Here is a 26,693-nt window from a genome sequence, read left to right as displayed (position 1 = left end):
TAATTTTTAAATTTAAAAATAGCAGAAGAAACCCGGTTAAGACAGCTTCCTGTTGATTGAATTCGTCAAAACTACGGGCCTGTTACTCGCCGGACTAAAAAAATCCCCGCCTCTTAGCCCCGGAAAAGAAAAATTCATCCAACCCTGATTCTAAGGTCTGCTGATACTCTTTAAATCTCTGACCAGAAGCTCTACCGGAGTTTTAACTGAAACTTTCTTAACTTTGTGTGTTTTTCCCCCGTATTCGATACCCAGGTCCCTGCCCGTCATATCCATAAGCTGAATGCGGCAGACAGGACAGGATGTAGAGACAATATCCGCGCCCGCTTTCGTAATTGACAGCACTTTTCCCCGCGCTATCTTCTCAGATATCTTAGACTCCGTAAATGTGAACACACCTCCGCCCCCGCAGCAGGTAGTGTCATTTCCCATCCTTACATAACGATACCCGGGAAGCATCTTTAAAATATATTCAGGTTCGCTGTAAATCCCCTGCCCCCTGTTCAGATGACACGGATGATGATAAACGACAACGGGCCTTCGATCTTTTCCATCACATCGATAATCTATATCCTTCTTATTCTTATCCGGCCCCTTCTCTTTAGCTCCGTGTCCTGAAAAAAGCTTCTCATAATCGTTCTTCTGAGGCGCGAAGAAAAGAAGTTCAGCTACGAGTTCATTAATATCTCTTATCTTTCCTTTAATATTCTCGGAATATAACCTGGCCTCTTCACTCAGGTTTTCCTTATTAATAGTTTTTCTTTTCAGAAGCTCACGTTCGCTGTCCCATTGGATATCAAAAAACCCGTCTTTATTCAGGTCCAGAAGTCTCGGATATTCTTTTTTCAGCATCAATCCACCGGAAGCACATGATGTTACAAGCCAGTCATACTGATAAGACGACAGTATTCTTATAAGCCGCCGGGCTCCCTTTCGAGCCCCCGCTATATCGCCCGAGTAGAAAGCGGGAGCGAAACAACATGTCTGGTTCTCAGGCACGACCACATCCACTCCCAGAAGATTCAGCAGATAGACTATGCTCTGTGCCTCTTCACTAAAGAAATTGTTAACCATATCTCCCACAAAGAAACACGCCTTACTGCTGTTCTTGAGATTTATCTCTCTGGCTTTTTTCACTTTGCCGGCGAGTTCTTCCGCTTTTTCCCAGTCAAATCCGAGCATCTCCTTTTCCGTCAGCAGCCGCGGATCGAAAAATGTTATCTCAGCGTCTGCCGCGCTGAAAAAACCGGAATTTGCCCGGATAAATGATCTGTCATTCGGCATGGGCACAAATCGCTGCCTCGGCCAGCCGAGTAGTGGAAACAGAAAACTGAAAGGGCTGCGCTTCGTTTGGGGACGGTTATCTTTTCGCGTAAGCTTGAAAAATCTCATGGTTTTGAAAATGAAATTATTCATTCCATCAAGGACAAAAAGAAGAACTCGCTTATAAAAAGGTATTAGTCCTCTCTTGCCCATTTCATTTTTTACAGCCATAATAATTTCATCGGCTCTTGTTCCGGAGGGACAGTTCTCCAGGCATGTCTTGCAGTGAAGACACACTTCGGAGACTCTGTTTATTTCTTTCTCGTCTACTTTCCCCCCCCGGAAAAAAAACTCCGCGAGCTCGACCTTCCCCCTCGGCCCGGACCATTCTTCACCTATAACATCATAAACCGGACAGGCAGACATACATGAACCGCACCTGTTACAGAGAAGAAAATCCTCAGTGACATCTGTGTCAGCTTCTTTATCCCTGATTATTTTCAAAAAAACAGCTCCCCCGTGTTGTAATAACCGGCCTTAAGCTACTTAGCTGTAATCACCCTTCCGGGATCAAACAGGCGAAGAAGACTTTGATTTAATTCAAGCAGACCCTCTCTGTTTTCTTCACTGCCGCCAAACGGCAAATACGCGTCTTTTCCGGTAAATCCTTCTTGTTCTATCCCGATGCCGCTTTGAAAGTAGAAAGAAGTACCTCTAATTATTTCAACAATCTTAACATCGCCGCCATCTTTCGAATTAAATATGTGTTCGGCCAGCCTCCAGTCACCAATTGCCACTTTTTCCAGAAAATCTCCTTTTGGCACGATACATTCAGCTCTCAATCCCGACACACTCTCTTTCCTTAGATAACGGACAGCAGGCGTATCCCTCAAATCTGAGAACCTTGTATCTTCACGGCAAGGAATAAGATAGTGGATTCTCCCGGGATGCATATTTTCCCAGGCAATGGATCCCGCGGGTATATCGATATCCGACCGGGGGGTGAAAGAAATATGAATTACCGCGGCATATTCTTCCTCAGCGTTAAATAACCCTTCAATAATATCCCTTCCGGAAAACCGGCCTTTGTAATAAAACTTTTCAACCTCCAGGCTATTTAAAATAACAGTCTTTTCTATAGCATCCTCAGAGCGTTCAAGGGCATCCATGCTCTCACTTTCCAGCCGAACCGCAAGAACAGCGTCATCGCTTAATATCCTTTCCCCGGCGTATTGTTTCTTCAGGGATTTTACCCCGCTTGGGCGTTTCTCTTCTCCTTCGATAAGCCGGAGCGAGGCTGAATGATATATCGTCTGGCACACAGATCCGATTTCAAATATTATCTTTGAAGAAAGCTCTTCAAGAGTTAGCGCCTTTCCCCTCCAGTAAATTAATTCAGTACTTTCATAAGCTGGTAATAGTTTAGAGGTAACCCTTGTAATAAGCCCGCATCTTCCCATCGCCCCGTAGACGAATCCCGTTATATTATAACCCGCCACATCCTTTACTGAACGCGAGCCGGAAGAAATCACCTCTCCCGCAGAAGTCACTATATCCAGCGAAAGGATGTATTCGCGCAGATTGCCGTATCCGCTGTCAAGATCAGATACGAATCCTTCGTCAACCAGTTGTGCCATTGTAATATTGTCGTAGAGAGGAGTACCCAGCGGGAAGAATAATCCCTTTTCGCTTATTTCCTTTATAAACTCGGAAACTCCCAAACCCCCTTCGGTCACAGCAAGCATATCTTCTTCTGAAATATCAAGTATTCGCTTCATGCCGGCTTGAGATACCGCAATTACTATTTCTCCATTCCGCGCAAAATCTTCAATTTCATCTATATCTTTGATAATTATTATTTTGCCGTTTTTAAGGCGATTAAAATAACCGCCTGAATCTATGAGCACTTGCAGATTACACTTATCTTTCTTTAACCTCGCGCACAATTTGAAAAAACGGACCGTCTCAGAGGTACTGACAGGATTATACAAAAGCAGATTCCGCTCTCGGGGTATGTTCAAATGAACCACATTCTTTCTTCAGCTTCATCACAGCCTGATAGGTGGGGCTGAACCATTCAGATCAAATAATTCAATACCATGGTTATAGTAGCTATACTGGCGACAGTTGCCGTGAGAATACCCACGGTAACTATCTCCGGCCTGCAATCGAACTCCGTTGCCATTACAACGGCGTTTACAGCGGTCGGCATCGACGCTTCAACGATAAGCACCTTCCTGATGAGTGAATCAAAACCGAAAATTTCACAGAGAAGAAGTGCCGCCGCAAATCCTCCGCCTATCTTTATCACGGCAGCGGCAGTGCCCTGAAATAGCTCTTTTCTCCGATCAACGGGATTAACCTGATCGGCATATCCCCCCAACCCCGCGAATCTCTCGAAAATTATCTTTTCAAGCTGCATGCCGAGCAGCAGGAGTCCGAGTGGAATCGCCGAATGACCCAGCATATCAATCATTTTCATGAAGGGTTCAGGAGGAAGTAAATTAAAATTAAGAAGCAACTTCGAAATTATTATAGCATAAATCATAGGCACCTTGAATACAGCACCTATTGCCTTTGAAATCTTCTTTTTCCCGGCATTTGCGACGAATATGCCCAGAGTCGACTGAACCGTGGAAGACCCGGCAACAAAGATAGCGGCATAAACAACCCCTTCCTCTCCGAAGGCCAGCATGCAAACAGGTATGCCGTAGAATCCGCTGTTGGAAAACATGGCGGCAAGGGAAATAGCATTCCTTGTAACTTTATCCTCCTTGAATAAGAATCCAACTGCCTGAGCTGCGGCCAGGAGAATCACAGATAATGAAGCCACAAAGAATAAAACCCTGAGAAGAATGGAGATCTCCGCATCACTGCCCGTCATTGCCACAAATATAAGCGCCGGAGTCAGCACATAGAGCTGAGTACGCGAAAATACTCTCTCATCTACTTTTCCCAGCCTTCTTAGTAACAGCCCCAGGAAAATGACAAAAAATACCGGGAGGACAACATTTGTAACTATCATTGCTGCAACCTTAAAGTTTTAATCTTCCGGAAAGGTTCAAACTTCTTAAAGATACAGGTTTTCCCAACTCCCTTCAAATAAATTGCGCCATTTTAATATACCGGCGGTATACGGCTGTTGAACCGCGCGGAATAAGCAAACCTGTGAAAGACTACAAATACTCTAAATCCCGCTCTCAATGGAAACTATAATTATAGAAAGGAAAGATACGCTTTATGCCCCCAATTGAGGTAATGACAATCTGCTTTCCATCTTTAGCAGTGGTCTTTAAGCGGAGGCGGCTTCTATAATTATAAACTTAATATTGACCGTCCATTCGAAAAGCGGGAACACCAAACCAGACCCCTGAATTATTTACAGAATCAAGCTCAGCCTGAATTAGATCGAAATGTGAATCTTCCCATTCAGCCAGGCGTAAAAACATCTCTTTAGCCCGAGAATCACTCACTTTATCAGCCTGTTCCCTGAAAAATCCCGCGGCTTTACTTTCAAGGTCCAGAGCTGTGTTAAGGGCGTCTATTTCTCCCAGCTTTGCTTTTCCTTTCGTTTTGATCTGTTTTTCTCTGACCTTCGGAATTAGTGATGCCACTTTTGACTGGGGTATTTCAATTTCTTTCCACTTCCCGCTCTCAGTCAGATGTTCGAGCTGTTTCTCCAATATTTCTCTGTGTTCTATTTCATCTTTGGCCAACTGTTGAAACATCTTCTTGCCGTTTTCATTCTCAGTCTTATCGGCAAGATTCTTGAAGGTTGCCATACCGTTAATCTCTACTTCTATCGCCGTCCTGAGTATCTTTTCGAGCTGTTTCGTAGAAGACATATCACTTCCTTCTTCAATAACTTTTTTTAAGAATACGAAAGTTCCCCTGTGCTGTCAAAGAAATAACAGTTGGACATTCCACGAATATCATAGGAATATTTTAGTAACGGCAAAGTTACAGGGTGATTATCTGTAGTGACAAATGGCATTGATACTTAGTTTTTATCCGGCTATTGGCATAGCAAAACCCTCTCGGAAGACGAGCGGGCATGGTTTTCCCATTTCCTTCAAAGGAAATGGGAAAGAGCGAGTCTGAGAGCGGGAACTGCGATTTTCTCGCTGGGAAAATCGACAGTGATTTTGACAATGCCAATAGCCGGATATACAAATTATATGTAATAATTGGGGAAACTCCAAAAATAACAGATATGGACATTACTCAAACTGACATTGTAAGGTTACCTCATGTTTACGATGATCCTATGATTTGAAAAGGAGGAAGAAGATGACAAGGTTCTTTTTTGTGTTGTTTGCCGTTATTGCTTTTAGCGCCTGCGGAGATAAATCATCCGGAACTCAAGAAAAGAAACTCAACCGCGCTGAAAAAGACAGCGTTCTTTCAGAATCTGCCCTTCCGGGAGCAAAAGCGGTTGGCAAGGCCATCGCCGTCTCTGATTCAGCTTCTGCCCGCACCAAACGGCTCGATGAATCAGCCGAGTAGAATGGGCTTGATAGATTTAAGGATGATTATGACAGATTGAAGGGAATAACCGACCTTATTCTTTTCCCTCTCCCTCTTCCTTTCCCACTGACTTGTCTTTATCCTTATCCGGCTGCTCTTTTTTTTCTTCTTCAACCGGCTTTTCTTCTTTATCACTATCTTGGGATTGGCCCTTTTTATCTTCTTTGCTGGATTTTTTCTCCTGAGCTGCCAGAGGATTTTCCGGAACGTCAACCTTATGGTACTTTTTCATTGACTTCTTCTTTCCGCGTTTCTTTTCATCAGCTTTGAGAAGTTCGAGCAAAACCATATCGGCATTATCTCCGGGACGATTGACAAGCCTGAGAATACGGGTATAGCCGCCCTGCCTGTCGGCAAAACGGGGACCTATATCATCAAAAAGCTTTCTTAGAACATCTGCTTCCTTAACGGTTTTTGCCGCCTGCCGTCTCGCCGAGATATCCCCGCGCTTGGCGAATGTAATTAAATGTTCCGCCACCCTTCTAGCTTCTTTAGCTTTGGCTGGTGTTGTTCTAATCCTTTCACTCTTAAAAAGTGAGGTTACCATATTTCTCAACATAGCTTTCCGATGAGAAGCGGTTCTGTTTAGAGATCTACGATCGTGATTATGACGCATTACTTCTTCTCCCCTTTCGTATTTTCATCATCCCCCATAATATTATCAACATCCATTCCCAGATGAAGATCCATTCCATCGAGAATATCTGTTATTTCTCTTAAACTCTTGCGTCCAAAATTACGATACTTAAGCATTTCGCTTTCAGATTTTCTTACTAACTCGCCAAGGGTTTCGATTTTAGCCGCTTTCAGACAATTAGAAGATCTTACCGACAATTCGAGTTCTTCAACACTCCTGTTAAAGAGTTCTCTCATGTTCAACAGCTCTTCATCTACTTCTTCAACTTCCTCTTCTTCAAACGGTTCTTCGTCAAAATGAATAAACATCAGGAAGTGATCCTTTAGAATCTTAGCCGCGAATCCAAGAGCGTCTTGCGGTGTAACGCTTCCGTCTGTATGTATATCAAGAGTTAAACGATCAAAGTCGATTTTCTGTCCAACACGTGTATCCTTAACTTCATAATCAACCTTGATAATTGGACTGAAAGTGGCATCCATAGGTATAAGCCCTATCTCATAATCATCAAGATTGTGCATTTCTGATGAAACATACCCGCGTCCGTGACCAACCAGAATTTCCATTTTCAGTGGAATTTCTTCTGTAACAGTAGCAATCAGAAGATCTTTGTTAAGTATCTCAATATCTCCGTCAGCTTTAATATCGGCAGCCGTGATTTCTCCTTTTTTCTTTGTTTCCAGAGTCAGGAATTTCGGCTCGTCACAATGCATAACAGGTATTAATTGTTTCAGGTTAAGAACAATATCCGTTACATCCTCTTTAACCCCTTTAATTGTATCAAATTCATGCCTGACACCGTCGATTTTCACAGCTACTACAGCCGCCCCCTGGATGGAAGAAATCAGGGTTCTCCGAAGACCATTTCCAATAGTATACCCGAAACCTCTCTCGAAGGGTTCAATCCTGAATCTTCCGAAAGTAGGAGTTGAAACCGATTCATCTATTTCGACTTCCTTTGGCATTAAAAGGTTGCGCCATTTCATTAAATCTTCCTCCTTGCAGGGTAAGCAAACACACACCTGTCTGTTCGCAAACAACTATGTGGAAAAATTACAGTAAATTACTTTGAATACAGCTCCACAATCAAATTCTCAGATATAGGCACAGGGATCAAGTCTCTTGTGGGTTCCTCAACATAAACGCCTTCTTTTTTGTTGACATCTACTGAAACATAAGGAACATGCTCCCTGCTTCCGTACGTCTTGAGTGATTCTTCAATAACAAGCAGACTTCTGCTCTTTTCCCTTGGAGCTATCCTGTCACCAACTTTTACCCGATAAGACGGTATATTTACTCTCTTCCCGTTTACTTCTATATGATTATGAAGCACAAGCTGTCTGGCCATCGCGCGTGACGGCGCAAAGCCCATTCTATAAATAAGGTTGTCAAGTCTCGTCTCAAGGAGTATCAGCAAATTCTCCCCGGTAACACCTTTCATACTGTCAGCGGTCTTGAAATAGTTATGAAATTTCCGCTCAAGGAGCTGGTAGAGACGACGTAATTTCTGTTTTTCTCTAAGCTGGAGCCTGTAATTACTCCTGCGTCTGTATCTCATTCTTCCATGTTCTCCCGGAGGATAATTCCTCTTTTCAAGAGCACAACGATCAGAGTAACAACGGTCCCCTTTAAGAAAGAGCTTTGTTCCCTCTCTTCGGCATAATTTACATTTGGGGCCAGTATACCTTGCCATTTAATAATACCTCCCTGAATTTCGATCCGTATATCATCAAATTATTCAATATCAATTAAAGTGACGGGATTAACCCGGCACTCATCAAAATTAACTACATTCTTCTGCGTTTCTTGAGCCGTACGCCATTATGAGGGACAGGAGTACAATCCCTGATACTAGTAACTGTTAATCCCGCCGCTCTAAGGGAACGTATAGCCGGCTCTCTGCCGGGCCCGGGACCCTTAATCCAGACTTCCACTTTCGTCATACCCATAGCTACAACTTCACGAGTAACGTCCTGAGCGGTCTGCTGCGCGGCAAACGCCGTACTTTTTCGTGATCCTTTAAAGCCGAGTTTGCCCGGACTCGACCATTTAATAACAGCTCCGTCATAATTCGTAATAGTTATTATTGTATTATTAAATGTAGATTTAATATGCGCGATTCCCGCTGCATCTACCTTTCTTTTCTTCTTTTTCACCTTCTGCTGTTTCTTGCCCTTCTTTCCAGGTTTGGCCAACTGACAACCTCCTTCCTCGAATGATATTATCTATAAATAGATTACTTTCTTTTAGCGCCCGGACGATGACGGGGGCCTTTACGCGTGCGGGCGTTAGTGTGCGTTCTCTGGCCGTTAACGGGCAAACCCGCTCTGTGCCTGAGTCCGCGATACGCCCCAATGTCCATTAATCGTTTAATTCCGCGAGTAACATCACTTCGCAAAGCGCCCTCAACCTTATATTCATCTTCAATGATATCCCTTATCTTAACTGTCTGATCCTCTCTTAGATCCTTAGTTTTTACATCAAAGGCGATACCGGCATCTTCCAGAATCTTCTTCGCGCTCGAGTTGCCAATTCCGTGAATATAAGTTAAAGCAATTCCAATATGTTTATCGTCCGGTATATCAACTCCGGCTATACGCGCCACAAAATACTCCTTTCACTCTCCAAGGTTTTTCCCTTTACCCCTGACGCTGCTTATGCTTAGGGTCCCTGCAAATAACTCTCAGGATACCCCTGCGTCTTATAACTTTACAATTCGGACACATTTTCTTTACTGAACTTCTTACCTTCATTTTTTCTTCTCCGTTTATGCCTCGGCGAAAATACAAAAAATAACAAATTACTATTTATACCGGTACACAATCCTGCCTCGTCCAAGGTCATACGCACTAAGCTCCAGTGCCACCTTGTCACCCGGGAGAATCCTGATAAAATTCATTCTCATCTTTCCCGAAACATGAGCGAGAACAACGTGCTCATTCTCCAGTTCAACTCTGAAGATAGCATTCGGCAAAGCTTCTATTACAGTTCCCTCTACCGGTATTCCTTCCTGTTTGACCATTTTTATCTTCTTCCTGAATCCTCTTTCAAACTTAAAGCAAAAATCTCTACTTCGTTAAAACTTCGGGTTTATCATCTGTCGCGACAACTGTATCTTCGAAATGGCAGGACAAGCTTCCGTCCCTGGTAACAATTGTCCAGCCGTCCTTCAAAGTCATTATATCCTCAGTTCCTTCGTTAAGCATCGGTTCGATGGCGAAAACCATTCCCGTTTTGATGACGGGACCTTTTCCCGGAGGCCCGAAATTAGGAATTTGAGGGTTCTCGTGAAGCTCTCTCCCGACACCGTGGCCTGTGAGTTGTTTTACAACGCTGTATCCATTTTCTTCCGCGTGCGTCTGAATAGCGTGCGATATATCCGATATATGATTGCCGGGTCTTACTTTATCGACGCCGATTTCAAGAGCCTCTTTTGTAGTTTTCATTAATCTCTCCGCCTCGGGGCTGATCCGGCCAACGGCGAAACTCCGTGTTGAATCTGAATAATACCCATCCTTAATCACTCCACAGTCTATTCCTATTATATCCCCTTCCTTAAGTTCTCTGGGACCCGGGATGCCGTGCACAACCTCTGAATTCACAGAAGCGCAAATTGTTGCCGGGAACCCCTGATAACCCTTAAACCCAGGTTCTCCACCATTCGATCTTATAAACTCTTCCGCGACCCTATCCAATTTGGCTGTCGTAATACCGGGTTCTACCAGCGCGCCAACGGTCAACAAGGCTTCCCGAAGGATCTTGGAGCTCTCTCTCATCAAATCGACTTCGGAATCTGTCTTTAGAGGTATCAATCTAATTCCTCCATAATTTCCGAAGTTATATCTTCTATACTCGAACTTCCGTCGATCGAAACCAACAATCCGGTTTCGTCGTAATAATCAATGACGGGCGAGGTTTGCTTGCTGTAAACTTCGAGTCTCTGCCGTACTGTCTCTTCGGTGTCGTCATCTCTGGTTATAAGCGTTCCTCCACACTTCTCGCACTTTTTCGTATCTTTACCCAACTCAGCGGTATTATAAACCGCTCCGCAAGAGTCACATACCCTTCTACCGGTCAAACGCTTGATAAGAAGTTCCGGGTCAACATCTATCAAAATCACTCTTCCGAGTTCAACTCCCTTTTCTTCGAGCAGCGAGGAGAGCGCTTCAGCCTGAGCTAAGGTCCTTGGAAAACCGTCGAGAATCCATCCGCCGGAGGCATCTCCGCTCAATCTGTCGGAAATCATCCCGAGAATAACTTCATCAGGCACAAGCAGCCCTTTATTCATAAAATCTTTAGCCTTATTGCCAAGTTCGGTGCCCTCCGAGACAGCTTCACGCAGGAGATCACCCGTAGAAATATGCTGAATCCCCAACCTGTCGGCTATCCTCACGGCCTGGGTTCCCTTACCCGCTCCGGGAGGACCTAATATAATAAGATTCTCTGCCAATTGAAAAAACCTTTCTTTAATTTTCATATGAACGGGAAAATTCAATTTCTTCCGTACGTATCGTCGCCATATTGAACTCCGTCTGATGAAGCATTCTATCGTCTTCCTCTAAGATGGCCTTTTTTCATGAAGCCATCGTAATGCCTCATTAACAAATGTGTCTCTACCTGCTTTAAAGTGTCCAGCATAACTCCCACGATAATAAGAAGTCCCGTACCTCCGAAGTAGAAAGGCAGTCCTCCTCTTCTCATCAGAATATCGGGAAGTACGGCGATAAAAGCCAGGAAAATAGCCCCGGGCAATGTTACGCGCGTTAATATCCTGTCAATATAATCACTGGTTCTTTTACCGGGTCTTATTCCGGGAATAAATCCTCCGTATTTCTTCATATTTTCGGCCATATCAGTGGGATTTAGAATAATAGCCGTATAGAAATAAGTGAAAAAGATAATAATTATCGCGTAGAGCAGAATATATAGCCAGGACCCGGGGGCCAGAATCGCCTGAATTCCGGATATTATTGTGCTCCCTTTGAAGAACATCGCTATTGTACTTGGAAACATCATGATCGACTGGGCAAAAATAATCGGGATTACTCCGGCAGTATTAACTCTAAGGGGGATATATTGAGACCTGCCGCCATATACCTTGTTACCCACTATTCTCTTGGCATACTGAACAGGTATTCTTCTCTGCCCCTGAGTAATCAGAATTACTGCCGCGACGACGGCAACCATTATAACCGCGAAGAACACCATCCTGAAGGGAGTAATCTGCCCCAGCTTTATAGCTCTCCAAGTATTTAGGAAGTTGCCGGGATAACGGGCGAGAATACCTACCATAATTATAAGAGATATCCCGTTACCGATACCGCGCTCGGATATCTGTTCTCCAAGCCACATAATAAAGATTGTACCCGCTGTCATTGTAATAACAGTAAGGATTCTAAAAGCAAGCGGTGACATCGTAACAACTGAACCTCCGCCCGGATTCATGCTCAATAGAAAATATGAAATACCTATCGACTGAACCATGGCAAGAAGCACCGTTCCGTAACGTGTATACTGGGTTATCTTCTTTCTGCCTTCTTCCCCTTCTTTCGCCAGCTTCTCAAAATATGGAATTACAGCCTGAAGAAGCTGTATAATAATAGAGGCGCTGATATAAGGCATGATGCCTAGGGCAAATATCGTAGCCCGGCTGAGATTACCGCCGGCGAACAGATCATACAGCGCGAAAATAGTGCCTTTCTGATTTTGAAAAAAGGCTTTCAGCGCGAGAGGATTAACACCCGGCGCAGTGATATGACCGCCGATACGGTAAACAATAAGCAGCGCTACCGTAAAAAGTATCCGCCTTTTGAGTTCGGGAATACTGAATATATCCTGAAATTTCTTGATCATTGTGTATTCTCCCCATCATCCAGTCCGGGCACCTTGTCACCGGAGACAAGTTTCACCGAACCTCCAGCCTGTTGTATTGCCCTAGCGGCAGACTTGCTTATTTTATCCACTTCAATCTCAAGAGCAGCTTCAACAGCACCATTACCAAGAACTTTGACAGGCAAAGATGCCTTATTTATTAATCCGGCTTCAGCTAGAACTTCACCGTTTATCTTAGATCCACTATTAAAGCCTTTCAGATCATCCAGATTTATAATCTGATAACACTTCTTAAACTTATTGTGAAAACCCCTCTTAGGCAAACGTCTCTGAAGCGGCATCTGCCCGCCTTCAAACCAGGGAGGCACACCCCCGCCTGATCTACAGTTCTGCCCCTTGTGACCGTGGGTACACGTTTTTCCCCTGCCGGACCCTACGCCCCGCCCAAGTCTCTTGCCCTTTTTGACCGCGCCTCTCGGGGGCTTAAGTTCATTCAATTTCATATTTCACGCACTCCTTAATACCTTGATATCAAACGCCTTACCCTTTGGCATCCTCTGTTTTCTTATCTGATTTATCCTTCCCGGCCCCTCTTCCCTTACCTTTAACAGCTGTGATTCCAATTGAATGTTTCCTGCTCAAAGGAATATCTTTCTCGTCGATTTCTTCCCAATGGACCAGGTGTGAAACCTTTCTCAACATCCCGTTTATTTCAGGCGAGATATTCTTATATAATGTCCTGTAGTTCTTTCTGAATCCCAAAGCCCGCATAGTTCTCTTATGCTTCTTTTCCTGCGATCCGATTATACTCTTTATCTGTGTAACTTTTAGTTTTTTCGCCATCTCTTTCCTCACTATCAGGGATATCCTAACGGTAAACCAACCGCTGATACATATTGTTTATTTATCACTCCGCGGCAGGTTTCTGTTCTTCGGTTTCCTGCTTCTGATTATTTTTATCATCTTCTTCAAGATCAAATAGCTGACTGATCGACAGACCTCTCCTCCGCGCGACATCTTTCGCGCTTTCCAGTCTTCTCAACCCTTCCATAGTAGCCTTGACCATATTATAGGGATTATTAGAACCTATAGATTTCGTGAGTATATTCTCAACACCTGCAACTTCGAGTACCGACCTCACTCCTCCGCCAGCGATTACACCGGTACCGGGGGAAGCGGGTTTCAGTAACACCCTCGAAGCTCCGAAACAACCCGTAACCTTATAAGGAATAGTTCCATCCTTAAGCGGAAGTCTGATCATATTCTTCCTGGCGTCTTCATTCGCCTTTCTTATCGTATCGCTTATTTCATTGGCTTTTCCAAAACCAATACCAACTTTTCCCATACCGTCGCCAACCGCGACAAGCGCGTTGAAGCTAAAGTTACGTCCGCCCTTTACAACTTTGGAAACACGGTTTATATGAATAGTCTGTTCAATATATTCCGGTACGGCGGCATCCTTCTGACGATTTCTTCCTTTTTGTCTTCTTTTATTATTATCCAACTAATACACCCCCATGGGTAAACATCCTGTTCCCCCGAGCTATTTACATTAAAATTTTAGACCATTTTTTCTAGCCTCATCGGCAAATACGGCAATTCTGCCGTGATAAAGAAAACCTCCTCTATCAAATGAGACTTTCTTAATATTCTTCTTTTGAGCTTTCTCGGCGATAGCTCTTCCAACAGCTTTAGAACGGCGCATTTTTAAAGTCGCCGGTTTCTTCGGCGCCTTTCCCTTATCTTTACCTTCCTTGTTTTCATTTTTATCGGCAGATTCAGATTCCGGAGGTAATTCAATCTTCAGACTTGACGCTGAAGCTATAGTATTACCTTCAACGTCATCAATTATCTGAGCGTATATATGATTAAGGCTCCGATAAACCGAAAGACGCGGTCTTTCGGAAGTACCAAGCACCTTGTGTTTATACCTGTTATGCCTCTTCTCTCTGGCTTTTCTCTTTTCTTTGTTCTTATTTCTCACTGTCCTATGCTCCTGTTCCGGAAAAGATGGAACGCCTGTGTGAGTAACTTCTCCCGTGTTCCGTCAATCCTTCAACATTCAATTAAAATCCTGTGCCGACCGCCGCCTTACCAGCTTTACGTTTTACTATTTCATCAACGTATCTGACACCTTTCCCTTTATATGGTTCCGGCGGACGAAGAGCGCGCATTTCCGCGGCAACTTGTCCAACTTTTTGCTTATCTATCCCCTTTACTTTGATCTTCTTTTCATCAACTTCTACTTCAATTCCTTCTATTATTGGAAAGTTTATCGAATGAGAGTGACCGAGATTAAACTCTAAAGATTTACCTTTTTGTTTGACCTTATATTCGATCCCCTGGATTTCCAGTTCTTTCATAAACCCCTTGTGAACACCCTCAACCATATTCGCTATAAGGGATCTGGTTAATCCGTGCAGAGATTTATGTCTTTTCGATTCGGAGGGTCTTGAAATAAGAATTTCATCATCTTTCAGCTCGATTTTCATATCTTTACTTAAAGACTGCTCCAGCTCCCCTTTGGGACCTTTAACCTTAACATAACCCCCCTTAATATCGATAGTTACACCGGACGGAACCGGCACTGGGCTTTTTCCAATTCGTGACATATCCTTTTTAACCTCCGTAATATAAATCTACAATAAAACTATCCGGCACCCTTCCAGGCAGCGCCTCGGCATCAATTACCAGACATGGCATAGAACTTCGCCTCCGATACCCTCAGAACGACATTTTCTACCTGTCATAACTCCTCTCGAAGTGGATATTATGGCAGTTCCCAATCCACCCATAACTCTGGGGATATTATCTTTACCTACATACACTCTGCGGCTCGGAAGACTTACGCGTTCTATCTTTTCTATAACACTTTTATCATCCTCAGTATATTTAAGATATATTCTTATTACACCCTGCAGCCCGTCATCATAATATTTGATATCCTTTATGAATCCGTCTGTAAGCAATACTTTGGCAATTTCCGCTTTAATTTTAGAAGCGGGAATATCGACATGTTTCATCCCTATTCTGTAAGCGTTTCTCATGCGCGTAAGCATGTCGGCAATTGGATCAGTCATCATCTTGGTTTCACCTCATGTAAAAGATTCTTTAATCTACCAACTCGCTTTTACAACTCCGGGGATTTTCCCTTCAAGAGCAAGTTCTCGGAAACAAATACGGCAAAGGCCAAATTTACGCATATATCCCCTCGATCTTCCACACCTGCCGCATCTGTTATATTCCCGTACTTTGAATTTCTGTTCTCTCTTCGCCTTGGCAATCAAACTTTTCTTAGCCACGAATCATCTCTCCTTTAATCAATCTTTACGTAACGGCATTCCCAGCAACGTTATAAGTTCTTTGGCTTCTTCGTCAGTCTTCGCGGAAGTTACAATAGTAATATCCATCCCTCTTACTTCACTGACGTTATCGTAGTCGATTTCAGGGAAAACAACCTGTTCTTCAACTCCAAAGGAATAATTTCCCCTTCCGTCAAAACTTTTTGTATTCAATCCTCTGAAATCTCTGATACGCGGTATAGCAACATTTACCAATCTGTCAAAGAATTCATACATCCTGTCTCTGCGAAGAGTGACCTTACAGCCAATTTGTGCTCCAGCGCGGATGTTGAATCCCGCGACAGAGGTCTTTGCCTTAGTTATTAAGGGTTTCTGGCCGGTTATCGCGGCCAGGTCAGCCACCGCCGAATCGAGTATTTTAGGGTCATCCTTAGCACTGCCGAGCCCCATATTTAATACTATTTTCTTCAGTCTGGGCACCTCTAAGACATTGCCGTACTCGAATTTCTTTATAAGTTGCTGAACAACTTTATCCCTATATAATTTTTCTATGTTAGCAAAATCTTTAGTAACAGCCATTTTTTTTCTCACCATCTAAACCAATAATTAAAATGCCAATTGTTATTTGAATAACTATTATGCTTCATCACTCAACGTTTCTCCGCATTTCCCGCATTTCCTAACTGTAGGTCCATCGGATAACTTTACATTTGATGTGCGCGTCAGTTCACCGCATTTCGGACAAATCAACATCACATTTGAAGCATCAATAGGGGCTTCCTTTTCAATAATCCCTCCCTGATCCTGCTGGCTTGTCTGCCTTGCATGCTTCATAATCATATTGACCTTCTCGACAACAACACGCCGGGATTTGGGAAACACCTTAAGAACTCTACCCTCAACCCCTTTCGAGTTTCCAGCCATTACCTTAACTCTGTCATCCTTTTTTATTCTCATCGTAATTCCACTTTCATTCACTACACTACTTCCGGAGCAAGAGATATTATCTTCATAAAGTTCTTTTCTCTAAGTTCTCTCGCCACAGGCCCGAATATCCTTGTGCCCACGGGTTCCTTAATCTCATTTATAATAACGGCTGCGTTCTGGTCGAAACGAACGTAACTGCCGTCAGCACGCCTGACTTCCTTCTTTGTCCGCACGATAACACATTTCACAACTTCACCTTTTTTTACTCCACCTCCAGGCACTGCCACTTTAACAGAAGCACTGATGATATCACCAATAGACGCGTATCTCCTCCTAGACCCTCCCAGGACCTTAATACACCGTACTCTCTTGGCTCCTGAATTATCAGCAACAGCTAAATTTGTCTGCATCATAATCATTACTGTTTTCTCCTACTGAGCTTTCTCAACAATTTCAACAACTCGCCATCTCTTAAGTTTGCTGAGAGGTCTCGTTGAAACAACCTTTACCTGATCCCCTACACTACACATTTCTTCTTCATCATGAACCCAGATCTTAGACCTCTTCTTTATATATTTCTTATACTTTTCGTGAAGCAGTTGTCTTTCGATGGAAACCGTTATCGTTTTGTTCATCCTGTCACTTATAACTTTTCCCACTAAGGTCTTTCTGGTTTTTCTTTCCGTCATCTTGTCTCCTCACAAATGAAACATTCAAGCAGAGAATCAATCAGGCATCCGGATTGGATTTCCCCTCTCTTATCTTCTCATTGATTATTGTTTTCACTCTTGCCAATTCCCGTTTTGTTTCTCTAACCTTCAAAGGGTTATCCATCCTCTTGATAGATAACTGGAGTTTATATTGAATCAGCTCTTCAATCAGCTCCAACTCTCTTCCCCTCAATTCCTCCAGCATCATTTCTCTTAATTCTACTGCTTTCATATTATAAACCATCCTGCTTTCAGCAAATCAAACTGCGATTGTTGCGATTTATCCCGGAACCTTCCCGGTCGGAATTCTGCGTACAAATTTTGTTTTAATAGGCAGTTTAGAAGAAGCAAGCCTCATGGCCTCTCTGGCTACTTCCCGGGAAACGCCCTCGAGCTCGAAGATTATACGCCCCGGCTTTACTACACAAACCCAGTATTCCGGCGTTCCTTTTCCCTTTCCCATTCTTGTCTCGGCCGGTTTTATCGTAACCGGTTTATCGGGGAACACTCTAACCCAGAGTTTTCCTCCTCTTTGTATATAACGCATAATAGCAACTCTCGCGGATTCTATCTGACGTCCGGTCAGCCAGTACGGAGCTTCAGCCTGCAGAGCGTACTCGCCGAAGTTGATTTCACAACCTCTATACGCTAACCCCCTCATCCTGGATCTCTGCTGCTTTCTAAACTTTGTTCTTTTTGGCATTAACATAAACTATAACCTCTCTCTACCTATTATTTGCGTGAAGACTCCTCCATAGCATCATTGGATAATTCCTCTTTGAAATCTTTCGAGAAAAGCTCTCCTTTATAAATCCACACCTTTACACCTATTTTGCCGTAAGTGGTATAAGATATAGCATTAGCGTAATCGATATCCGCTCGGAGTGTGTGAAGCGGAACTTTTCCTTCCATATAATTTTCAACCCTGGACATCTCCGCGCCGCCCAGGCGTCCGGCACATGTAATTTTTATACCTTCAGCCCCCATTCGCATAGCTGATCCAATGGCCTTTTTCATCGCTCGTCGAAATGAAACCCTCATAGCGAGCTGTTCGGCTATATGTTCAGCCACTAAACGCGCGTCCATCTCCGGTCTCTTAACTTCTTTAATATCAAGATTTATTTCTTTGTCTGTAAGGTGAGCAAGTTCCTCGCTCAGAAAATCAACTTCGGCTCCCTTTCTGCCAATTACCATTCCGGGTCTTGCCGTGTGAATAGATATTCTTATTTTCCCGCTCTGGCGTTCTATAATTATTTTCGAAACACCCGCTCTCGCCAGACGCCTCCTTAGATAACGCCGTATAACAATATCCTCTTCAAGCCAAGCTGCGTAGTTCTTGTTAGCAAACCATCTTGAATCCCACGTTCGATTGATCCCCAATCTCATACCAACGGGATTAACTTTCTGACCCAAAATATCCTCCTTATTTACCTTTTCCGGCTATTTTCAATTTCTTGCGGTTAACTTCATCACTGATAATCACTGTAATATGACTGCTTCTTTTACGAATCCTGTATGCCCTTCCCTGAGCTCTGGGCCTGATTCTGTACATCGTCCTGCCCTCATCGACGAAAATCTGTTCAATCCGCATATCCGCGGGTTCTATTGGATGATCCGATTTCTCGCCGAGATTGTGCATGGCTGAAAGAATCGTCTTCTGAACAATTTTCGCCGCTTTTTTCCCTGTATATTCCAGTATCTGCAGCGCATTTTCTACGGATTTCCCGCGCACAAGATCCACAACAAGCCTTGTCTTTCTTGTTGAAACCCTGACTCCCCGCGCTATAGCGCGTGCTTCCATCGTCTCCTACCTCCATCAATATTAAAGAGTCTTCGCTCTTGCTTCCTTCTGAGCTTTAGTCGTATGCTTCCTGAATATTCTAGTTTTCGAAAATTCCCCGAGTTTATGTCCCACCATATTTTCAGTAACAAAAACCGGTATAAACTTGTTCCCGTTATGAACCGCGAAGGTATGCCCGACGAATTCCGGGGAAATCGTAGATCTCCGGGCCCAAGTTCTGATGACTTTTCTGTCACCCATTTCATCCATTTTTTCAATTTTTCTAAGCAGCTTCGGGTCTATGTACGGACCCTTCTTCAACGATCTTGTCATTTATCTCCTCCAGCCTCTTTGCACTATGATAAATACAGTACAAATTATCTTTTTCTGCCTTTATTCCTATCTCTTCTTTTTCCTTCTATAAACAATATCCTTGTCTGATTTCTTCTTCTTCTTTCTGGTTTTGTAGCCCTTCGTAGGTTTGCCCCACGGGGTTACGGGATGACGTCCCCCGCTGGTTCTTCCTTCGCCGCCGCCCAGCGGATGATCGATGGGATTCATCACTACACCGCGAACTTTAGGACGACGTCCGAGCCACCGGGACCTGCCGGCTTTCCCTATTTTGACATTGTCGTGATCTATATTACTAATCTGCCCTATAGTGGCGTAACATTCTTTCCGGACCTTCCTTACTTCACCACTCGGCATGCGGAGCAGTACTTTTCCGCCTTCTTTCGCCATCAATTGAGCGTAAGAGCCGGCGCTGCGGGCGATCTGCCCGCCTTTACCAATTGTCATTTCAATATTGTGCACAAAAATACCGGTTGGTATCTTCTCGAGCGGCAAGGCGTTTCCGATATGAATCCCCGCGTCTTCTCCGGAAACAAGACTGTCTCCAACCTTTATCCCGCTCGGAGTCAGAATATAGCGTTTTTCACCGTCTGCGTAATTTAAAAGGGAGATAAATGCTGAACGGTTCGGATCGTACTCGATAGAAACCACCCTTGCCGGTATTCCATACTTGTCTCTCTTAAAATCTATTTTCCTGTACCTGCGTTTGTGTCCGCCTCCACGGCGCCGCATTGTAATTCGCCCGTTATTGTTCCTTCCGCCTTTGCTCTTAATAGGTTCGAGCAGGGATTTCTCGGGAGCTTTTTTACTCAACCCGGAATAATCGGTTACAGTTTTATATCTCTGTGACGAAGTGGTGGGTTTGTATTTTTTAATAGCCATGCGTCAAATTCCTTCTCTATAAATTCAATTCGATCTATTTCTTTTCAGCCAGACTTAATTCCTTTTTATTTATTAAGTTATACCTCATCAAATATATCAATTGTGTCCCCTTTGGCAAGTGAAACTATCGCTTTCTTTCTATCGGGGCGTTTGCCTGTAAACCGGCCCGCTTTTCTGAAAGTTGTCTTCATCTTGCCGCGCAGAACACTCGTGTTTACTTTCTGGACTTTTACTTTAAATACACTTTCTACGGCTTCTTTTATCTGTTTCTTGTTAGCTCTAGGATCAACCTCAAAGACGAACTTGTTGCTTTTCTCCTTAAGATTTGTAGCTCTCTCCGTTATAACAGGCTTAAAAATTACTTTGTTAATATTTACCATATTACACAAACACCTCCTCAAGAGAGGAAAGGGATTCCTTAGTCAGAAGGAGAACATCCGCCTTGAGTATTTCATAGGCGTTGAGATTACGTCCCAGTATAAACTCAACTCCCGCGATATTCCTTACGGACTTATAGATATTTTCATCAAACCCGTCAGTCGCAAAAAGTATCTTCTTGCCATTCAGGCCGGCGGACTGGAGAAATTTGACAAAATCCTTTGTCTTTGGCTTCTCCATCGAAAAACCCTCAACTACTACAACACAATCGTCATTGAACTTGTCAGAAAGAACACTCTTTAGAGCCTTCCTTCTTACCTTTTTGGGAACATCGGTCCTGTAGTCCCTTTTTCTGGGGCCGAATACCACACCCCCGCCCTTCCATATCGGTGAAGACCTCTTGCCGGCTCTCGCCCTTCCGGTTCCTTTTTGCCTGTACGGTTTAGCTTTACTGAAGCGAACCTCTCCGCGACTTTTCGCCTGGGCCGTTCCGCTGCGCCTGTTAGCCATATAAGCGCGTATTACATCGTACAAAACTGATTTGTCGACATCAGCTTCAAAAAGAGATTCCGGCAAATCCATATTCCCTTTTAATTCTCCGTCAAAATTATAAACCTTAGCACTTGCCATTATTCCAACCCTTTTTATGTTGATTTCTGTACTGTTATTCTGAGCACATTATTTCTCGCGCCCGGAACGGATCCTTTTACCAACAACAGATTATTTTCAGTGTCCACATTGACAACTTGCATGTTCCTTATATGTTCTTTTTTATTTCCCATTCTGCCTGGAAGCTTCTTTCCCTTTATCACTTTACCCGGATAAGCGGCCATTCCCACCGAGCCTGGAGACCTGGGACCTCTTCCGCCGTGCGTTTTTCTTCCGCCGTGAAATCCGTATCTCTTCATTACTCCCTGAAAACCTTTTCCCTTTGATTTTCCCGACACGTCCACCTTTTCTATCCCTTCAAATATACCTACATTGACCAAATCCCCAACTTCATAATCATCCGGGTTGTCAACGCGAAACTCCTGAAGGTATTTATAGGGGGGAAGGTTTGCTTTGCGGAAATGTCCAAGTTCCGGAAGATTCGATTTCACCGGTCTGATAGGCTCGAAGGCCAGCTGAATCGCGTTATACCCGTGTTTGGCTTCAGTTTTCTTTCTGACAACGGGACACGGGCCGGCATTTATGACCGATACCGGAACGGCTTCACCATTCTCGCCGAATATCTGACTCATTCCAATTTTCTTTCCAATCAGCCCTAACATCTAGTCCTCCACATTAGACTTTGATTTCGATATCCACACCCGCCGGAAGATCAAGCTTTTGTAAAGCGTCAACCGCCTTTGGTGTAACATCGGTAATCCAAATCAATCTTTTATGAACTCTTATTTCAAACTGCTCTCTCGACTTTTTGTTAACGTGAGGAGATCTAAGCACAGTATAAACAGTCCTCTTTGTTGGAAGCGGTATAGGTCCAGCGACTCCGGCCCCCGTCCTTCGAGCAGTTCTTACAATTTCTCCAGCGCTACGATCAAGCATCGTATGTTCGTATGCCTTTAATCGAATTCTTATTTTTTGTCCTTCCACCGGACAACCTCCGATATTCTCAGTTACTCAATAATTTCAGTTACAACACCAGCTCCGACGGTTCTTCCGCCTTCACGGATAGCAAACCGCAACTCCTTCTCCATCGCTATCGGGCTTATCAGCTCCACCGTCAGCTCAACATCATCACCCGGCATTACCATCTCCGTGCCTTCCGGCAGCGTTGCTACTCCCGTTACATCTGTCGTGCGAAAATAAAACTGCGGCCTGTACCCTTCAAAAAACGGCGTGTGACGACCGCCCTCTTCCTTCTTCAATACATATACCTTGCACTTGAACTTCTTATGAGGCGTTATCGATCCGGGCTTCGCGGCTACCATCCCTCGAAGCAGATCCTTCTTGTTTATCCCTCTGAGCAGCAACCCGACATTGTCCCCGGCTCTACCCTCATCAAGAAGCTTCCTGAACATCTCCACTCCCGTCACTACGGTCTTCTGCGTGTCCCTTATCCCCACTATCTCCACATTTTCACCTACATTTACTATCCCGCGCTCTATCCTTCCCGTTCCTACCGTGCCCCTTCCCGTTATCGAAAAGACATCCTCGACAGGCATCAAAAACGGCTTGTCCAAATCCCTCTCCGGCTCGGGTATATAACTGTCCAACGCATCCATCAGCTCCCATATACACTTGGCCTCTTCCGAATCCGGATCATCGCTCTCAAGAGCCTTAAGCGCGCTGCCCTTTATTATCGGTATCTCGTCCCCGGGAAATTCATACTCGTCCAAAAGCTCCCTCACCTCAAGCTCCACAAGCTCTATAAGCTCCGGATCATCAACCATGTCCGTCTTGTTCATAAATACCAGAAGCGCCGGCACATTAACCTGCCGCGCCAAAAGTATATGCTCCCTCGTCTGAGGCATGGGCCCGTCCGCGGCACTCACTACCACTATAGCCCCGTCCATCTGCGCCGCGCCGGTTATCATATTCTTAATGTAATCCGCGTGACCGGGACAATCCACATGCGCGTAATGCCGGTTCTCAGTCTCGTATTCAACATGCGCCGTGGCTATCGTTATGCCTCTGTCTCTCTCCTCCGGCGCCTTGTCTATCTCGTCAAACGGAACGAAATCCGCCCAACCCTTCGTCGCCAGATGCTTCGTCATAGCCGCTGTCAGCGTCGTCTTGCCATGATCCACGTGCCCTATTGTCCCTACATTTAAATGCGGCTTGGTCCTTTCAAATTTCTCCTTAGCCATAATCAATTCTCCTTTACTACGCCAATCCTCTCAGTCTGCCCTGAATTTGCATCATCAATTCCTCGGGCACAACTTCATAATGAGAAAATTCCATTGTGTGAACGGCTCTCCCCTGAGTCAGGGATCTCAGCCCTGTTGCGTATCCAAACATATCCGAAAGCGGTGCTACCGCTGAAATCACCTGGCCGCTCTTCCTATGGAACATCCCTTCTATCTTACCTCTTCTAACGGTAATATCTTTTATTACATCACCAACATAATCAATGGGGAGGACGATTTCAATATTCATTATGGGTTCGAGTAAAACCGGCCCGGCTTTTCTTATCCCTTCGACAACAGCTTTGTTGCCGGCGATTCGAAAGGCAAGGTCCGAAGAATCAATTTCATGATATGAACCGTCAACCAGCGTTACTTCGACATCGATCACGGGAGCGCCATTTACAGGACCGGCATTCAGCGCTTCTTTAGCTCCTTGCTCAACATATGGTATAAATGATTTTGGCACATCCCCTCCCCTGATCTTGTTAACAAACTTGAACCCTTCTCCCGGCGCGGGAGCAATTTCAACCATGACATGTCCGTACTGGCCTTTTCCGCCGCTTTGCTTGATAAATTTGCCTTCCGCTTTCACCGCTTTTGTTATTGTTTCACGATAAGCAACGTGGGGGCGCCCCACATTGGCTTTGACCTTGAATTCCCTCAGCATACGCTCTACGAGTACCTCTAAGTGAAGCTCTCCCATTCCTGAGATAACTGTTTGTCTTGTTTCTTTATCGACATTAACCTGAAAGGTGGGGTCTTCATCACTCAACGCCCTCAGAGCGTTGGATAATTTCTCTTCTTCAGCCTTAGTTTGAGGTTCAATCGCGACAGATATTACAGGTTTCGGGAAATTCATCACACTCATTTTAATCGGGTGTTTTGTATCACAGAGCGTGTCTCCCGTGCTTGATTGCTTCAGTCCTATAACCGCCGCGATGTCGCCGGCGTATAGCTTTTTTACATCTTCCCGGGAATCAGCGTGCATAATAAGAGCTCTCGTAAAACGCTCCTTCTTTTTATTAGTAGCATTTATAAGATTCGTGCCGGCCTCTAATTGTCCGCTGTAAACTCTTATATAATGGAGCTTGCCGACAAAAGGATCCCTCGTGACTTTGAATACTATTGCTGAAAACGGATCCTCTTCCGAAGCTTCTCTGGTTTCTTCTTTGCCCGTAAAGGGATTTACTCCGGAAACAGAAGGCACTTCCAGCGGACTGGGTAAATAATCGGTTACGGCATTGAGAAGAATCTGGATCCCTTTATTTTTGAAAGCTGAACCACAGAAAACCGGAATCAGTTTAATATCAAGTACGGCTTCCCTCAACGCTTCTTTTATTACCTCTTCGGAAACATCAGCTCCGTCAACAACATGATGCAGAATATCATCACTGTAATCCGACAACTCCCCGAGCAGTTCTTCGCGCGCCTGAAGACACTCGTCAAGCAGTCCTTCAGGTATTTCTGCTTCTGTATATTTCGCGCCGAGGCTATTCTCATCGTAGTAAAAGGCTTTCATTTTAACAAGGTCGACCATCCCCCTGAACTTGTCCCTCGAAGAAATAGGAATCGTCAGGGGAGAAACACTGACGTCAAACTTCTTCCTCATCATTTCTACTGTATCACGGAAGTTCGCTCCAGCCCTGTCCATTTTATTGATGAACGCGATGCGCGGAATATTATATCTATCAGCCTGTCTCCAGACGGTTTCGGACTGCGGCTCCACTCCGCCAACGCCGCAGAAAAGCACAACCAGGCCGTCGATTACCCTGAAGCTTCTCTCAACTTCAGCGGTAAAATCAACGTGTCCGGGAGTGTCGATAATATTTATTCTGTTATCATTCCAGAAGCAGGTAGTAGCGGCGGAGGTGATTGTTATACCTCTTTCCTTCTCCTGGTCCATCCAGTCCATTACCGCGCTCCCCTGATGCACTTCACCCATCCGCGTTACTTTCCCTGTATAATACAGCATTCTTTCAGTAACCGTCGTCTTACCCGCATCTATGTGCGCGGCCAGTCCGATGTTTCGAGTCTTATTTAGAGAATACTTTCTCAAAAGAGAACCTCTCCAGTATTGGGACCGCCAATCCCTCAACCGAAAAGGTTGAAGGACTAGTTAATCCCTAGATATTCTATAGTGCTACAAGAAACTAGCAATCTAGACATTTATTTATTCCCTACCTCCACTGACATCCGTAAATAATTTCGGACACCTTTATGGACTCCACCCTACATCCCAGAAAAACCTTTATTCCAATCCAGCCATAAAAATAGCACCGGGCATTTTACCACTTATAATGCGCAAACGCTTTATTGGCTTCCGCCATTCTATGAGTATCGTTGCGCTTCTTGACCGCGGGACCTTCCTTGTTATAATCAAGGATTATTTCTGACGCCAACATATCGGACATCGAATGACCAGACCTCTGCCTGGCAAACCCAATTATCCAACGCATTGCAAGTGCCAGTTTTCTGTCATGCTTCACTTCGACAGGAACCTGGTATGTTGCTCCACCGACACGCCTCGACTTTACCTCGAGCATGGGCTTTACGTTATCCAGAGCTTTTTTAAAAACTTCCAGGCCGTCCTTGCCGGTTTTTGACTCTATGATTTCCAACGCCCCATACACAGCCTCTTCCGCGGCGCTCTTCTTCCCATCAACCATCACGTAATTCACAAATCTTGCCAAAACAACATCATTATATTTTTCTTCAGGTTGAATTTCTCTCTTTGTTATTCTTCCTTTACGGGGCATCTATTCTTTCTCCTTTACGAAGTAAGACCTATTCTTTCGGTCTTCTTACACCATATTTGGAGCGGCTGGCTTTTCTGCCTTCGACTCCTTCTGTGTCAAGACTCCCTCTTATAATATGATATCTAACACCGGGTAAATCCTTTACGCGTCCGCCGCGAACGAGCACAATGGAATGCTCCTGTAGATTGTGTCCTTCTCCCGGAATGTACGCGGTAATTTCCATGTTATTCGTCAATCTTACTCTCGCGACTTTTCTAATGGCAGAATTCGGTTTCTTTGGTGTGGAAGTATAAACTCGCGTACAGACACCCCTTTTCTGGGGACATGACTGCAGGGCGCGTGCTCCCGTTTTCTTCTTTATTTTTTTTCTGCCTTTTCTTACAAGTTGATTAATTGTAGGCACGTAACACCTCTTCAGATCAAGTTATTTATAAATCCAGCACCCCGGCAACAACACAACCAAATGGATGCAGAATAGTAAATCTATCAATTAGTAAAGTTC

At 44.3% G+C, this 26,693-nt stretch carries 41 protein-coding genes; 2 read left to right on the top strand and 39 right to left on the bottom strand.

What is annotated here, in order from left to right:
• Positions 1-150: 150 nt before the first annotated feature.
• The 4 genes from U5O15_08825 to U5O15_08810 form a co-directional block, all read right to left on the bottom strand.
• Entirely contained in the window at positions 151-1,767 is a 1,617-nt protein-coding gene (locus U5O15_08825) for a (Fe-S)-binding protein (GenBank protein ID MDZ7860745.1), read from the bottom strand.
• 38 nt (positions 1,768-1,805) lie between these two features.
• Positions 1,806-3,293, bottom strand: a complete 1,488-nt coding sequence (locus U5O15_08820; GenBank protein ID MDZ7860744.1) for an FAD-binding oxidoreductase — start codon at positions 3,291-3,293, stop codon at positions 1,806-1,808.
• Positions 3,294-3,340: 47 nt separating this feature from the next.
• A complete protein-coding gene (locus tag U5O15_08815) occupies positions 3,341-4,288 on the bottom strand; it encodes an AEC family transporter (GenBank protein ID MDZ7860743.1) in 948 nt (315 codons plus the stop codon).
• A 298-nt stretch (positions 4,289-4,586) separates the two neighbouring features.
• Complete coding sequence (locus U5O15_08810) at positions 4,587-5,108, bottom strand: ferritin family protein (protein ID MDZ7860742.1); 522 nt, start codon at positions 5,106-5,108, stop codon at positions 4,587-4,589.
• A 209-nt stretch (positions 5,109-5,317) separates the two neighbouring features.
• On the opposite strand from U5O15_08810, the gene U5O15_08805 reads away from it, so the two are divergent.
• Both U5O15_08805 and U5O15_08800 read left to right on the top strand, forming a co-directional pair.
• On the top strand, positions 5,318-5,539 hold the full coding sequence (locus U5O15_08805; GenBank protein MDZ7860741.1) for a hypothetical protein: 222 nt from the start codon (positions 5,318-5,320) through the stop codon (positions 5,537-5,539).
• Positions 5,540-5,553: 14 nt separating this feature from the next.
• Positions 5,554-5,769, top strand: coding sequence for a hypothetical protein (locus tag U5O15_08800; GenBank protein ID MDZ7860740.1), 216 nt, complete (start codon positions 5,554-5,556; stop codon positions 5,767-5,769).
• A 55-nt stretch (positions 5,770-5,824) separates the two neighbouring features.
• Here the strand turns inward: U5O15_08800 and rplQ are convergent, their stop codons facing one another.
• The 35 genes from rplQ to rpsL form a co-directional block, all read right to left on the bottom strand.
• On the bottom strand, positions 5,825-6,406 hold the full coding sequence (gene rplQ, locus U5O15_08795) for a 50S ribosomal protein L17 (protein MDZ7860739.1): 582 nt from the start codon (positions 6,404-6,406) through the stop codon (positions 5,825-5,827).
• Entirely contained in the window at positions 6,406-7,410 is a 1,005-nt protein-coding gene (locus U5O15_08790; protein MDZ7860738.1) for a DNA-directed RNA polymerase subunit alpha, read from the bottom strand. Before U5O15_08790 ends, rplQ begins: the two co-directional genes overlap by 1 nt.
• Positions 7,411-7,487: 77 nt before the next feature.
• Positions 7,488-8,117: a 30S ribosomal protein S4 gene (gene rpsD / locus U5O15_08785; GenBank protein ID MDZ7860737.1), complete on the bottom strand. Its 630-nt coding sequence runs from the start codon at positions 8,115-8,117 to the stop codon at positions 7,488-7,490.
• A 94-nt stretch (positions 8,118-8,211) separates the two neighbouring features.
• Positions 8,212-8,619: a 30S ribosomal protein S11 gene (gene rpsK / locus U5O15_08780; protein MDZ7860736.1), complete on the bottom strand. Its 408-nt coding sequence runs from the start codon at positions 8,617-8,619 to the stop codon at positions 8,212-8,214.
• Between the two features lie 41 nt (positions 8,620-8,660).
• Positions 8,661-9,029 carry a 30S ribosomal protein S13 gene (gene rpsM / locus U5O15_08775; protein ID MDZ7860735.1) on the bottom strand — a complete coding sequence of 123 codons (369 nt, stop codon included), beginning with the start codon at positions 9,027-9,029 and terminating at the stop codon, positions 8,661-8,663.
• Between the two features lie 34 nt (positions 9,030-9,063).
• Positions 9,064-9,177: a 50S ribosomal protein L36 gene (gene rpmJ / locus U5O15_08770; protein MDZ7860734.1), complete on the bottom strand. Its 114-nt coding sequence runs from the start codon at positions 9,175-9,177 to the stop codon at positions 9,064-9,066.
• Positions 9,178-9,227: 50 nt separating this feature from the next.
• Positions 9,228-9,446, bottom strand: a complete 219-nt coding sequence (gene infA, locus U5O15_08765) for a translation initiation factor IF-1 (protein MDZ7860733.1) — start codon at positions 9,444-9,446, stop codon at positions 9,228-9,230.
• 46 nt (positions 9,447-9,492) lie between these two features.
• Positions 9,493-10,236, bottom strand: a complete 744-nt coding sequence (map, locus tag U5O15_08760; GenBank protein ID MDZ7860732.1) for a type I methionyl aminopeptidase — start codon at positions 10,234-10,236, stop codon at positions 9,493-9,495.
• On the bottom strand, positions 10,233-10,901 hold the full coding sequence (locus tag U5O15_08755; GenBank protein MDZ7860731.1) for an adenylate kinase: 669 nt from the start codon (positions 10,899-10,901) through the stop codon (positions 10,233-10,235). The genes map and U5O15_08755 overlap by 4 nt, the downstream gene beginning before the upstream one ends.
• A 68-nt stretch (positions 10,902-10,969) precedes the next feature.
• The gene (secY, locus tag U5O15_08750) at positions 10,970-12,277 is read right to left on the bottom strand and encodes a preprotein translocase subunit SecY (protein ID MDZ7860730.1); all 1,308 of its coding nucleotides are present in this window, start codon (positions 12,275-12,277) and stop codon (positions 10,970-10,972) included.
• Positions 12,274-12,759: a 50S ribosomal protein L15 gene (gene rplO, locus U5O15_08745; GenBank protein MDZ7860729.1), complete on the bottom strand. Its 486-nt coding sequence runs from the start codon at positions 12,757-12,759 to the stop codon at positions 12,274-12,276. The genes secY and rplO overlap by 4 nt, the downstream gene beginning before the upstream one ends.
• A 37-nt stretch (positions 12,760-12,796) precedes the next feature.
• Positions 12,797-13,099, bottom strand: a complete 303-nt coding sequence (rpmD, locus tag U5O15_08740) for a 50S ribosomal protein L30 (GenBank protein ID MDZ7860728.1) — start codon at positions 13,097-13,099, stop codon at positions 12,797-12,799.
• A gap of 64 nt (positions 13,100-13,163) precedes the next feature.
• Positions 13,164-13,760 carry a 30S ribosomal protein S5 gene (gene rpsE / locus U5O15_08735; GenBank protein MDZ7860727.1) on the bottom strand — a complete coding sequence of 199 codons (597 nt, stop codon included), beginning with the start codon at positions 13,758-13,760 and terminating at the stop codon, positions 13,164-13,166.
• Between the two features lie 48 nt (positions 13,761-13,808).
• A complete protein-coding gene (gene rplR, locus U5O15_08730; protein ID MDZ7860726.1) occupies positions 13,809-14,240 on the bottom strand; it encodes a 50S ribosomal protein L18 in 432 nt (143 codons plus the stop codon).
• Between the two features lie 82 nt (positions 14,241-14,322).
• Complete coding sequence (rplF, locus tag U5O15_08725) at positions 14,323-14,868, bottom strand: 50S ribosomal protein L6 (GenBank protein MDZ7860725.1); 546 nt, start codon at positions 14,866-14,868, stop codon at positions 14,323-14,325.
• 75 nt (positions 14,869-14,943) lie between these two features.
• Entirely contained in the window at positions 14,944-15,339 is a 396-nt protein-coding gene (rpsH, locus tag U5O15_08720) for a 30S ribosomal protein S8 (protein ID MDZ7860724.1), read from the bottom strand.
• A 33-nt stretch (positions 15,340-15,372) separates the two neighbouring features.
• Complete coding sequence (locus U5O15_08715; protein MDZ7860723.1) at positions 15,373-15,558, bottom strand: type Z 30S ribosomal protein S14; 186 nt, start codon at positions 15,556-15,558, stop codon at positions 15,373-15,375.
• A gap of 18 nt (positions 15,559-15,576) precedes the next feature.
• On the bottom strand, positions 15,577-16,137 hold the full coding sequence (rplE, locus tag U5O15_08710; GenBank protein ID MDZ7860722.1) for a 50S ribosomal protein L5: 561 nt from the start codon (positions 16,135-16,137) through the stop codon (positions 15,577-15,579).
• Between the two features lie 57 nt (positions 16,138-16,194).
• Positions 16,195-16,536: a 50S ribosomal protein L24 gene (rplX, locus tag U5O15_08705; protein MDZ7860721.1), complete on the bottom strand. Its 342-nt coding sequence runs from the start codon at positions 16,534-16,536 to the stop codon at positions 16,195-16,197.
• Entirely contained in the window at positions 16,536-16,904 is a 369-nt protein-coding gene (gene rplN, locus U5O15_08700; protein MDZ7860720.1) for a 50S ribosomal protein L14, read from the bottom strand. Before rplN ends, rplX begins: the two co-directional genes overlap by 1 nt.
• A gap of 12 nt (positions 16,905-16,916) precedes the next feature.
• Positions 16,917-17,174 (bottom strand): 30S ribosomal protein S17, encoded by a 258-nt coding sequence (gene rpsQ / locus U5O15_08695; protein MDZ7860719.1) that lies wholly within the window; start codon positions 17,172-17,174, stop codon positions 16,917-16,919.
• Between the two features lie 40 nt (positions 17,175-17,214).
• Positions 17,215-17,427: a 50S ribosomal protein L29 gene (gene rpmC / locus U5O15_08690; protein ID MDZ7860718.1), complete on the bottom strand. Its 213-nt coding sequence runs from the start codon at positions 17,425-17,427 to the stop codon at positions 17,215-17,217.
• A 48-nt stretch (positions 17,428-17,475) separates the two neighbouring features.
• Positions 17,476-17,904, bottom strand: a complete 429-nt coding sequence (gene rplP / locus U5O15_08685; GenBank protein ID MDZ7860717.1) for a 50S ribosomal protein L16 — start codon at positions 17,902-17,904, stop codon at positions 17,476-17,478.
• A 23-nt stretch (positions 17,905-17,927) separates the two neighbouring features.
• Positions 17,928-18,608 (bottom strand): 30S ribosomal protein S3, encoded by a 681-nt coding sequence (gene rpsC, locus U5O15_08680; protein ID MDZ7860716.1) that lies wholly within the window; start codon positions 18,606-18,608, stop codon positions 17,928-17,930.
• Positions 18,609-18,618: 10 nt separating this feature from the next.
• Complete coding sequence (gene rplV / locus U5O15_08675) at positions 18,619-18,996, bottom strand: 50S ribosomal protein L22 (protein MDZ7860715.1); 378 nt, start codon at positions 18,994-18,996, stop codon at positions 18,619-18,621.
• A 21-nt stretch (positions 18,997-19,017) separates the two neighbouring features.
• Positions 19,018-19,308: a 30S ribosomal protein S19 gene (gene rpsS, locus U5O15_08670; GenBank protein MDZ7860714.1), complete on the bottom strand. Its 291-nt coding sequence runs from the start codon at positions 19,306-19,308 to the stop codon at positions 19,018-19,020.
• 66 nt (positions 19,309-19,374) lie between these two features.
• On the bottom strand, positions 19,375-20,208 hold the full coding sequence (rplB, locus tag U5O15_08665; protein ID MDZ7860713.1) for a 50S ribosomal protein L2: 834 nt from the start codon (positions 20,206-20,208) through the stop codon (positions 19,375-19,377).
• A 77-nt stretch (positions 20,209-20,285) separates the two neighbouring features.
• Positions 20,286-20,588 carry a 50S ribosomal protein L23 gene (rplW, locus tag U5O15_08660; protein ID MDZ7860712.1) on the bottom strand — a complete coding sequence of 101 codons (303 nt, stop codon included), beginning with the start codon at positions 20,586-20,588 and terminating at the stop codon, positions 20,286-20,288.
• 1 nt (position 20,589) lies between these two features.
• A complete protein-coding gene (gene rplD, locus U5O15_08655; protein MDZ7860711.1) occupies positions 20,590-21,216 on the bottom strand; it encodes a 50S ribosomal protein L4 in 627 nt (208 codons plus the stop codon).
• 14 nt (positions 21,217-21,230) lie between these two features.
• A complete protein-coding gene (rplC, locus tag U5O15_08650) occupies positions 21,231-21,857 on the bottom strand; it encodes a 50S ribosomal protein L3 (GenBank protein MDZ7860710.1) in 627 nt (208 codons plus the stop codon).
• A gap of 13 nt (positions 21,858-21,870) precedes the next feature.
• Complete coding sequence (rpsJ, locus tag U5O15_08645) at positions 21,871-22,179, bottom strand: 30S ribosomal protein S10 (protein ID MDZ7860709.1); 309 nt, start codon at positions 22,177-22,179, stop codon at positions 21,871-21,873.
• Between the two features lie 23 nt (positions 22,180-22,202).
• Positions 22,203-23,396, bottom strand: coding sequence for an elongation factor Tu (gene tuf / locus U5O15_08640; protein ID MDZ7860708.1), 1,194 nt, complete (start codon positions 23,394-23,396; stop codon positions 22,203-22,205).
• 16 nt (positions 23,397-23,412) lie between these two features.
• Entirely contained in the window at positions 23,413-25,491 is a 2,079-nt protein-coding gene (gene fusA, locus U5O15_08635) for an elongation factor G (protein ID MDZ7860707.1), read from the bottom strand.
• 229 nt (positions 25,492-25,720) lie between these two features.
• A complete protein-coding gene (rpsG, locus tag U5O15_08630; protein MDZ7860706.1) occupies positions 25,721-26,191 on the bottom strand; it encodes a 30S ribosomal protein S7 in 471 nt (156 codons plus the stop codon).
• Positions 26,192-26,219: 28 nt separating this feature from the next.
• Complete coding sequence (gene rpsL / locus U5O15_08625) at positions 26,220-26,594, bottom strand: 30S ribosomal protein S12 (GenBank protein ID MDZ7860705.1); 375 nt, start codon at positions 26,592-26,594, stop codon at positions 26,220-26,222.
• Between the last annotated feature and the right edge of the window lie 99 nt (positions 26,595-26,693).

It is taken from the genome of Candidatus Krumholzibacteriota bacterium (assembly GCA_034520215.1).
Lineage (GTDB): Bacteria > Krumholzibacteriota > Krumholzibacteriia > Krumholzibacteriales > WJIX01 > JAGHBT01.
This window is presented reverse-complemented; position numbering and strand designations above follow the sequence as displayed.

What these genes read in the sequence shown, in the direction of transcription:
- rplC (MDZ7860710.1), bottom strand. Translation starts at nt 21,857, where the DNA reads ATGTTAGGGCTGATTGGAAAGAAAATTGGAATGAGTCAGATATTCGGC.
- rpmJ (MDZ7860734.1), bottom strand. Translation starts at nt 9,177, where the DNA reads ATGAAGGTAAGAAGTTCAGTAAAGAAAATGTGTCCGAATTGTAAAGTT.
- rpsG (MDZ7860706.1), bottom strand. Translation starts at nt 26,191, where the DNA reads ATGCCCCGTAAAGGAAGAATAACAAAGAGAGAAATTCAACCTGAAGAA.
- rplB (MDZ7860713.1), bottom strand. Translation starts at nt 20,208, where the DNA reads ATGGCTATTAAAAAATACAAACCCACCACTTCGTCACAGAGATATAAA.
- tuf (MDZ7860708.1), bottom strand. Translation starts at nt 23,396, where the DNA reads ATGGCTAAGGAGAAATTTGAAAGGACCAAGCCGCATTTAAATGTAGGG.
- U5O15_08805 (MDZ7860741.1), top strand. Translation starts at nt 5,318, where the DNA reads ATGGTTTTCCCATTTCCTTCAAAGGAAATGGGAAAGAGCGAGTCTGAG.
- rplD (MDZ7860711.1), bottom strand. Translation starts at nt 21,216, where the DNA reads ATGGCAAGTGCTAAGGTTTATAATTTTGACGGAGAATTAAAAGGGAAT.
- rpmD (MDZ7860728.1), bottom strand. Translation starts at nt 13,099, where the DNA reads ATGGCGAAAAAACTAAAAGTTACACAGATAAAGAGTATAATCGGATCG.
- rplQ (MDZ7860739.1), bottom strand. Translation starts at nt 6,406, where the DNA reads ATGCGTCATAATCACGATCGTAGATCTCTAAACAGAACCGCTTCTCAT.
- rplV (MDZ7860715.1), bottom strand. Translation starts at nt 18,996, where the DNA reads ATGGAAGCACGCGCTATAGCGCGGGGAGTCAGGGTTTCAACAAGAAAG.
- rpsH (MDZ7860724.1), bottom strand. Translation starts at nt 15,339, where the DNA reads ATGATGACTGATCCAATTGCCGACATGCTTACGCGCATGAGAAACGCT.
- rplO (MDZ7860729.1), bottom strand. Translation starts at nt 12,759, where the DNA reads ATGAAATTGAATGAACTTAAGCCCCCGAGAGGCGCGGTCAAAAAGGGC.
- rplE (MDZ7860722.1), bottom strand. Translation starts at nt 16,137, where the DNA reads ATGGCTGTTACTAAAGATTTTGCTAACATAGAAAAATTATATAGGGAT.
- U5O15_08800 (MDZ7860740.1), top strand. Translation starts at nt 5,554, where the DNA reads ATGACAAGGTTCTTTTTTGTGTTGTTTGCCGTTATTGCTTTTAGCGCC.
- U5O15_08790 (MDZ7860738.1), bottom strand. Translation starts at nt 7,410, where the DNA reads ATGAAATGGCGCAACCTTTTAATGCCAAAGGAAGTCGAAATAGATGAA.
- U5O15_08810 (MDZ7860742.1), bottom strand. Translation starts at nt 5,108, where the DNA reads ATGTCTTCTACGAAACAGCTCGAAAAGATACTCAGGACGGCGATAGAA.
- rpsS (MDZ7860714.1), bottom strand. Translation starts at nt 19,308, where the DNA reads ATGACAAGATCGTTGAAGAAGGGTCCGTACATAGACCCGAAGCTGCTT.
- rplP (MDZ7860717.1), bottom strand. Translation starts at nt 17,904, where the DNA reads ATGTTAATGCCAAAAAGAACAAAGTTTAGAAAGCAGCAGAGATCCAGG.
- secY (MDZ7860730.1), bottom strand. Translation starts at nt 12,277, where the DNA reads ATGATCAAGAAATTTCAGGATATATTCAGTATTCCCGAACTCAAAAGG.
- rplW (MDZ7860712.1), bottom strand. Translation starts at nt 20,588, where the DNA reads ATGGTAAATATTAACAAAGTAATTTTTAAGCCTGTTATAACGGAGAGA.
- rplF (MDZ7860725.1), bottom strand. Translation starts at nt 14,868, where the DNA reads ATGTCACGAATTGGAAAAAGCCCAGTGCCGGTTCCGTCCGGTGTAACT.
- rpsQ (MDZ7860719.1), bottom strand. Translation starts at nt 17,174, where the DNA reads ATGACGGAAAGAAAAACCAGAAAGACCTTAGTGGGAAAAGTTATAAGT.
- infA (MDZ7860733.1), bottom strand. Translation starts at nt 9,446, where the DNA reads ATGGTCAAACAGGAAGGAATACCGGTAGAGGGAACTGTAATAGAAGCT.
- rpsD (MDZ7860737.1), bottom strand. Translation starts at nt 8,117, where the DNA reads ATGGCAAGGTATACTGGCCCCAAATGTAAATTATGCCGAAGAGAGGGA.
- U5O15_08815 (MDZ7860743.1), bottom strand. Translation starts at nt 4,288, where the DNA reads ATGATAGTTACAAATGTTGTCCTCCCGGTATTTTTTGTCATTTTCCTG.
- rpmC (MDZ7860718.1), bottom strand. Translation starts at nt 17,427, where the DNA reads ATGAAAGCAGTAGAATTAAGAGAAATGATGCTGGAGGAATTGAGGGGA.
- rplN (MDZ7860720.1), bottom strand. Translation starts at nt 16,904, where the DNA reads ATGATTATGATGCAGACAAATTTAGCTGTTGCTGATAATTCAGGAGCC.
- U5O15_08755 (MDZ7860731.1), bottom strand. Translation starts at nt 10,901, where the DNA reads ATGAAAATTAAAGAAAGGTTTTTTCAATTGGCAGAGAATCTTATTATA.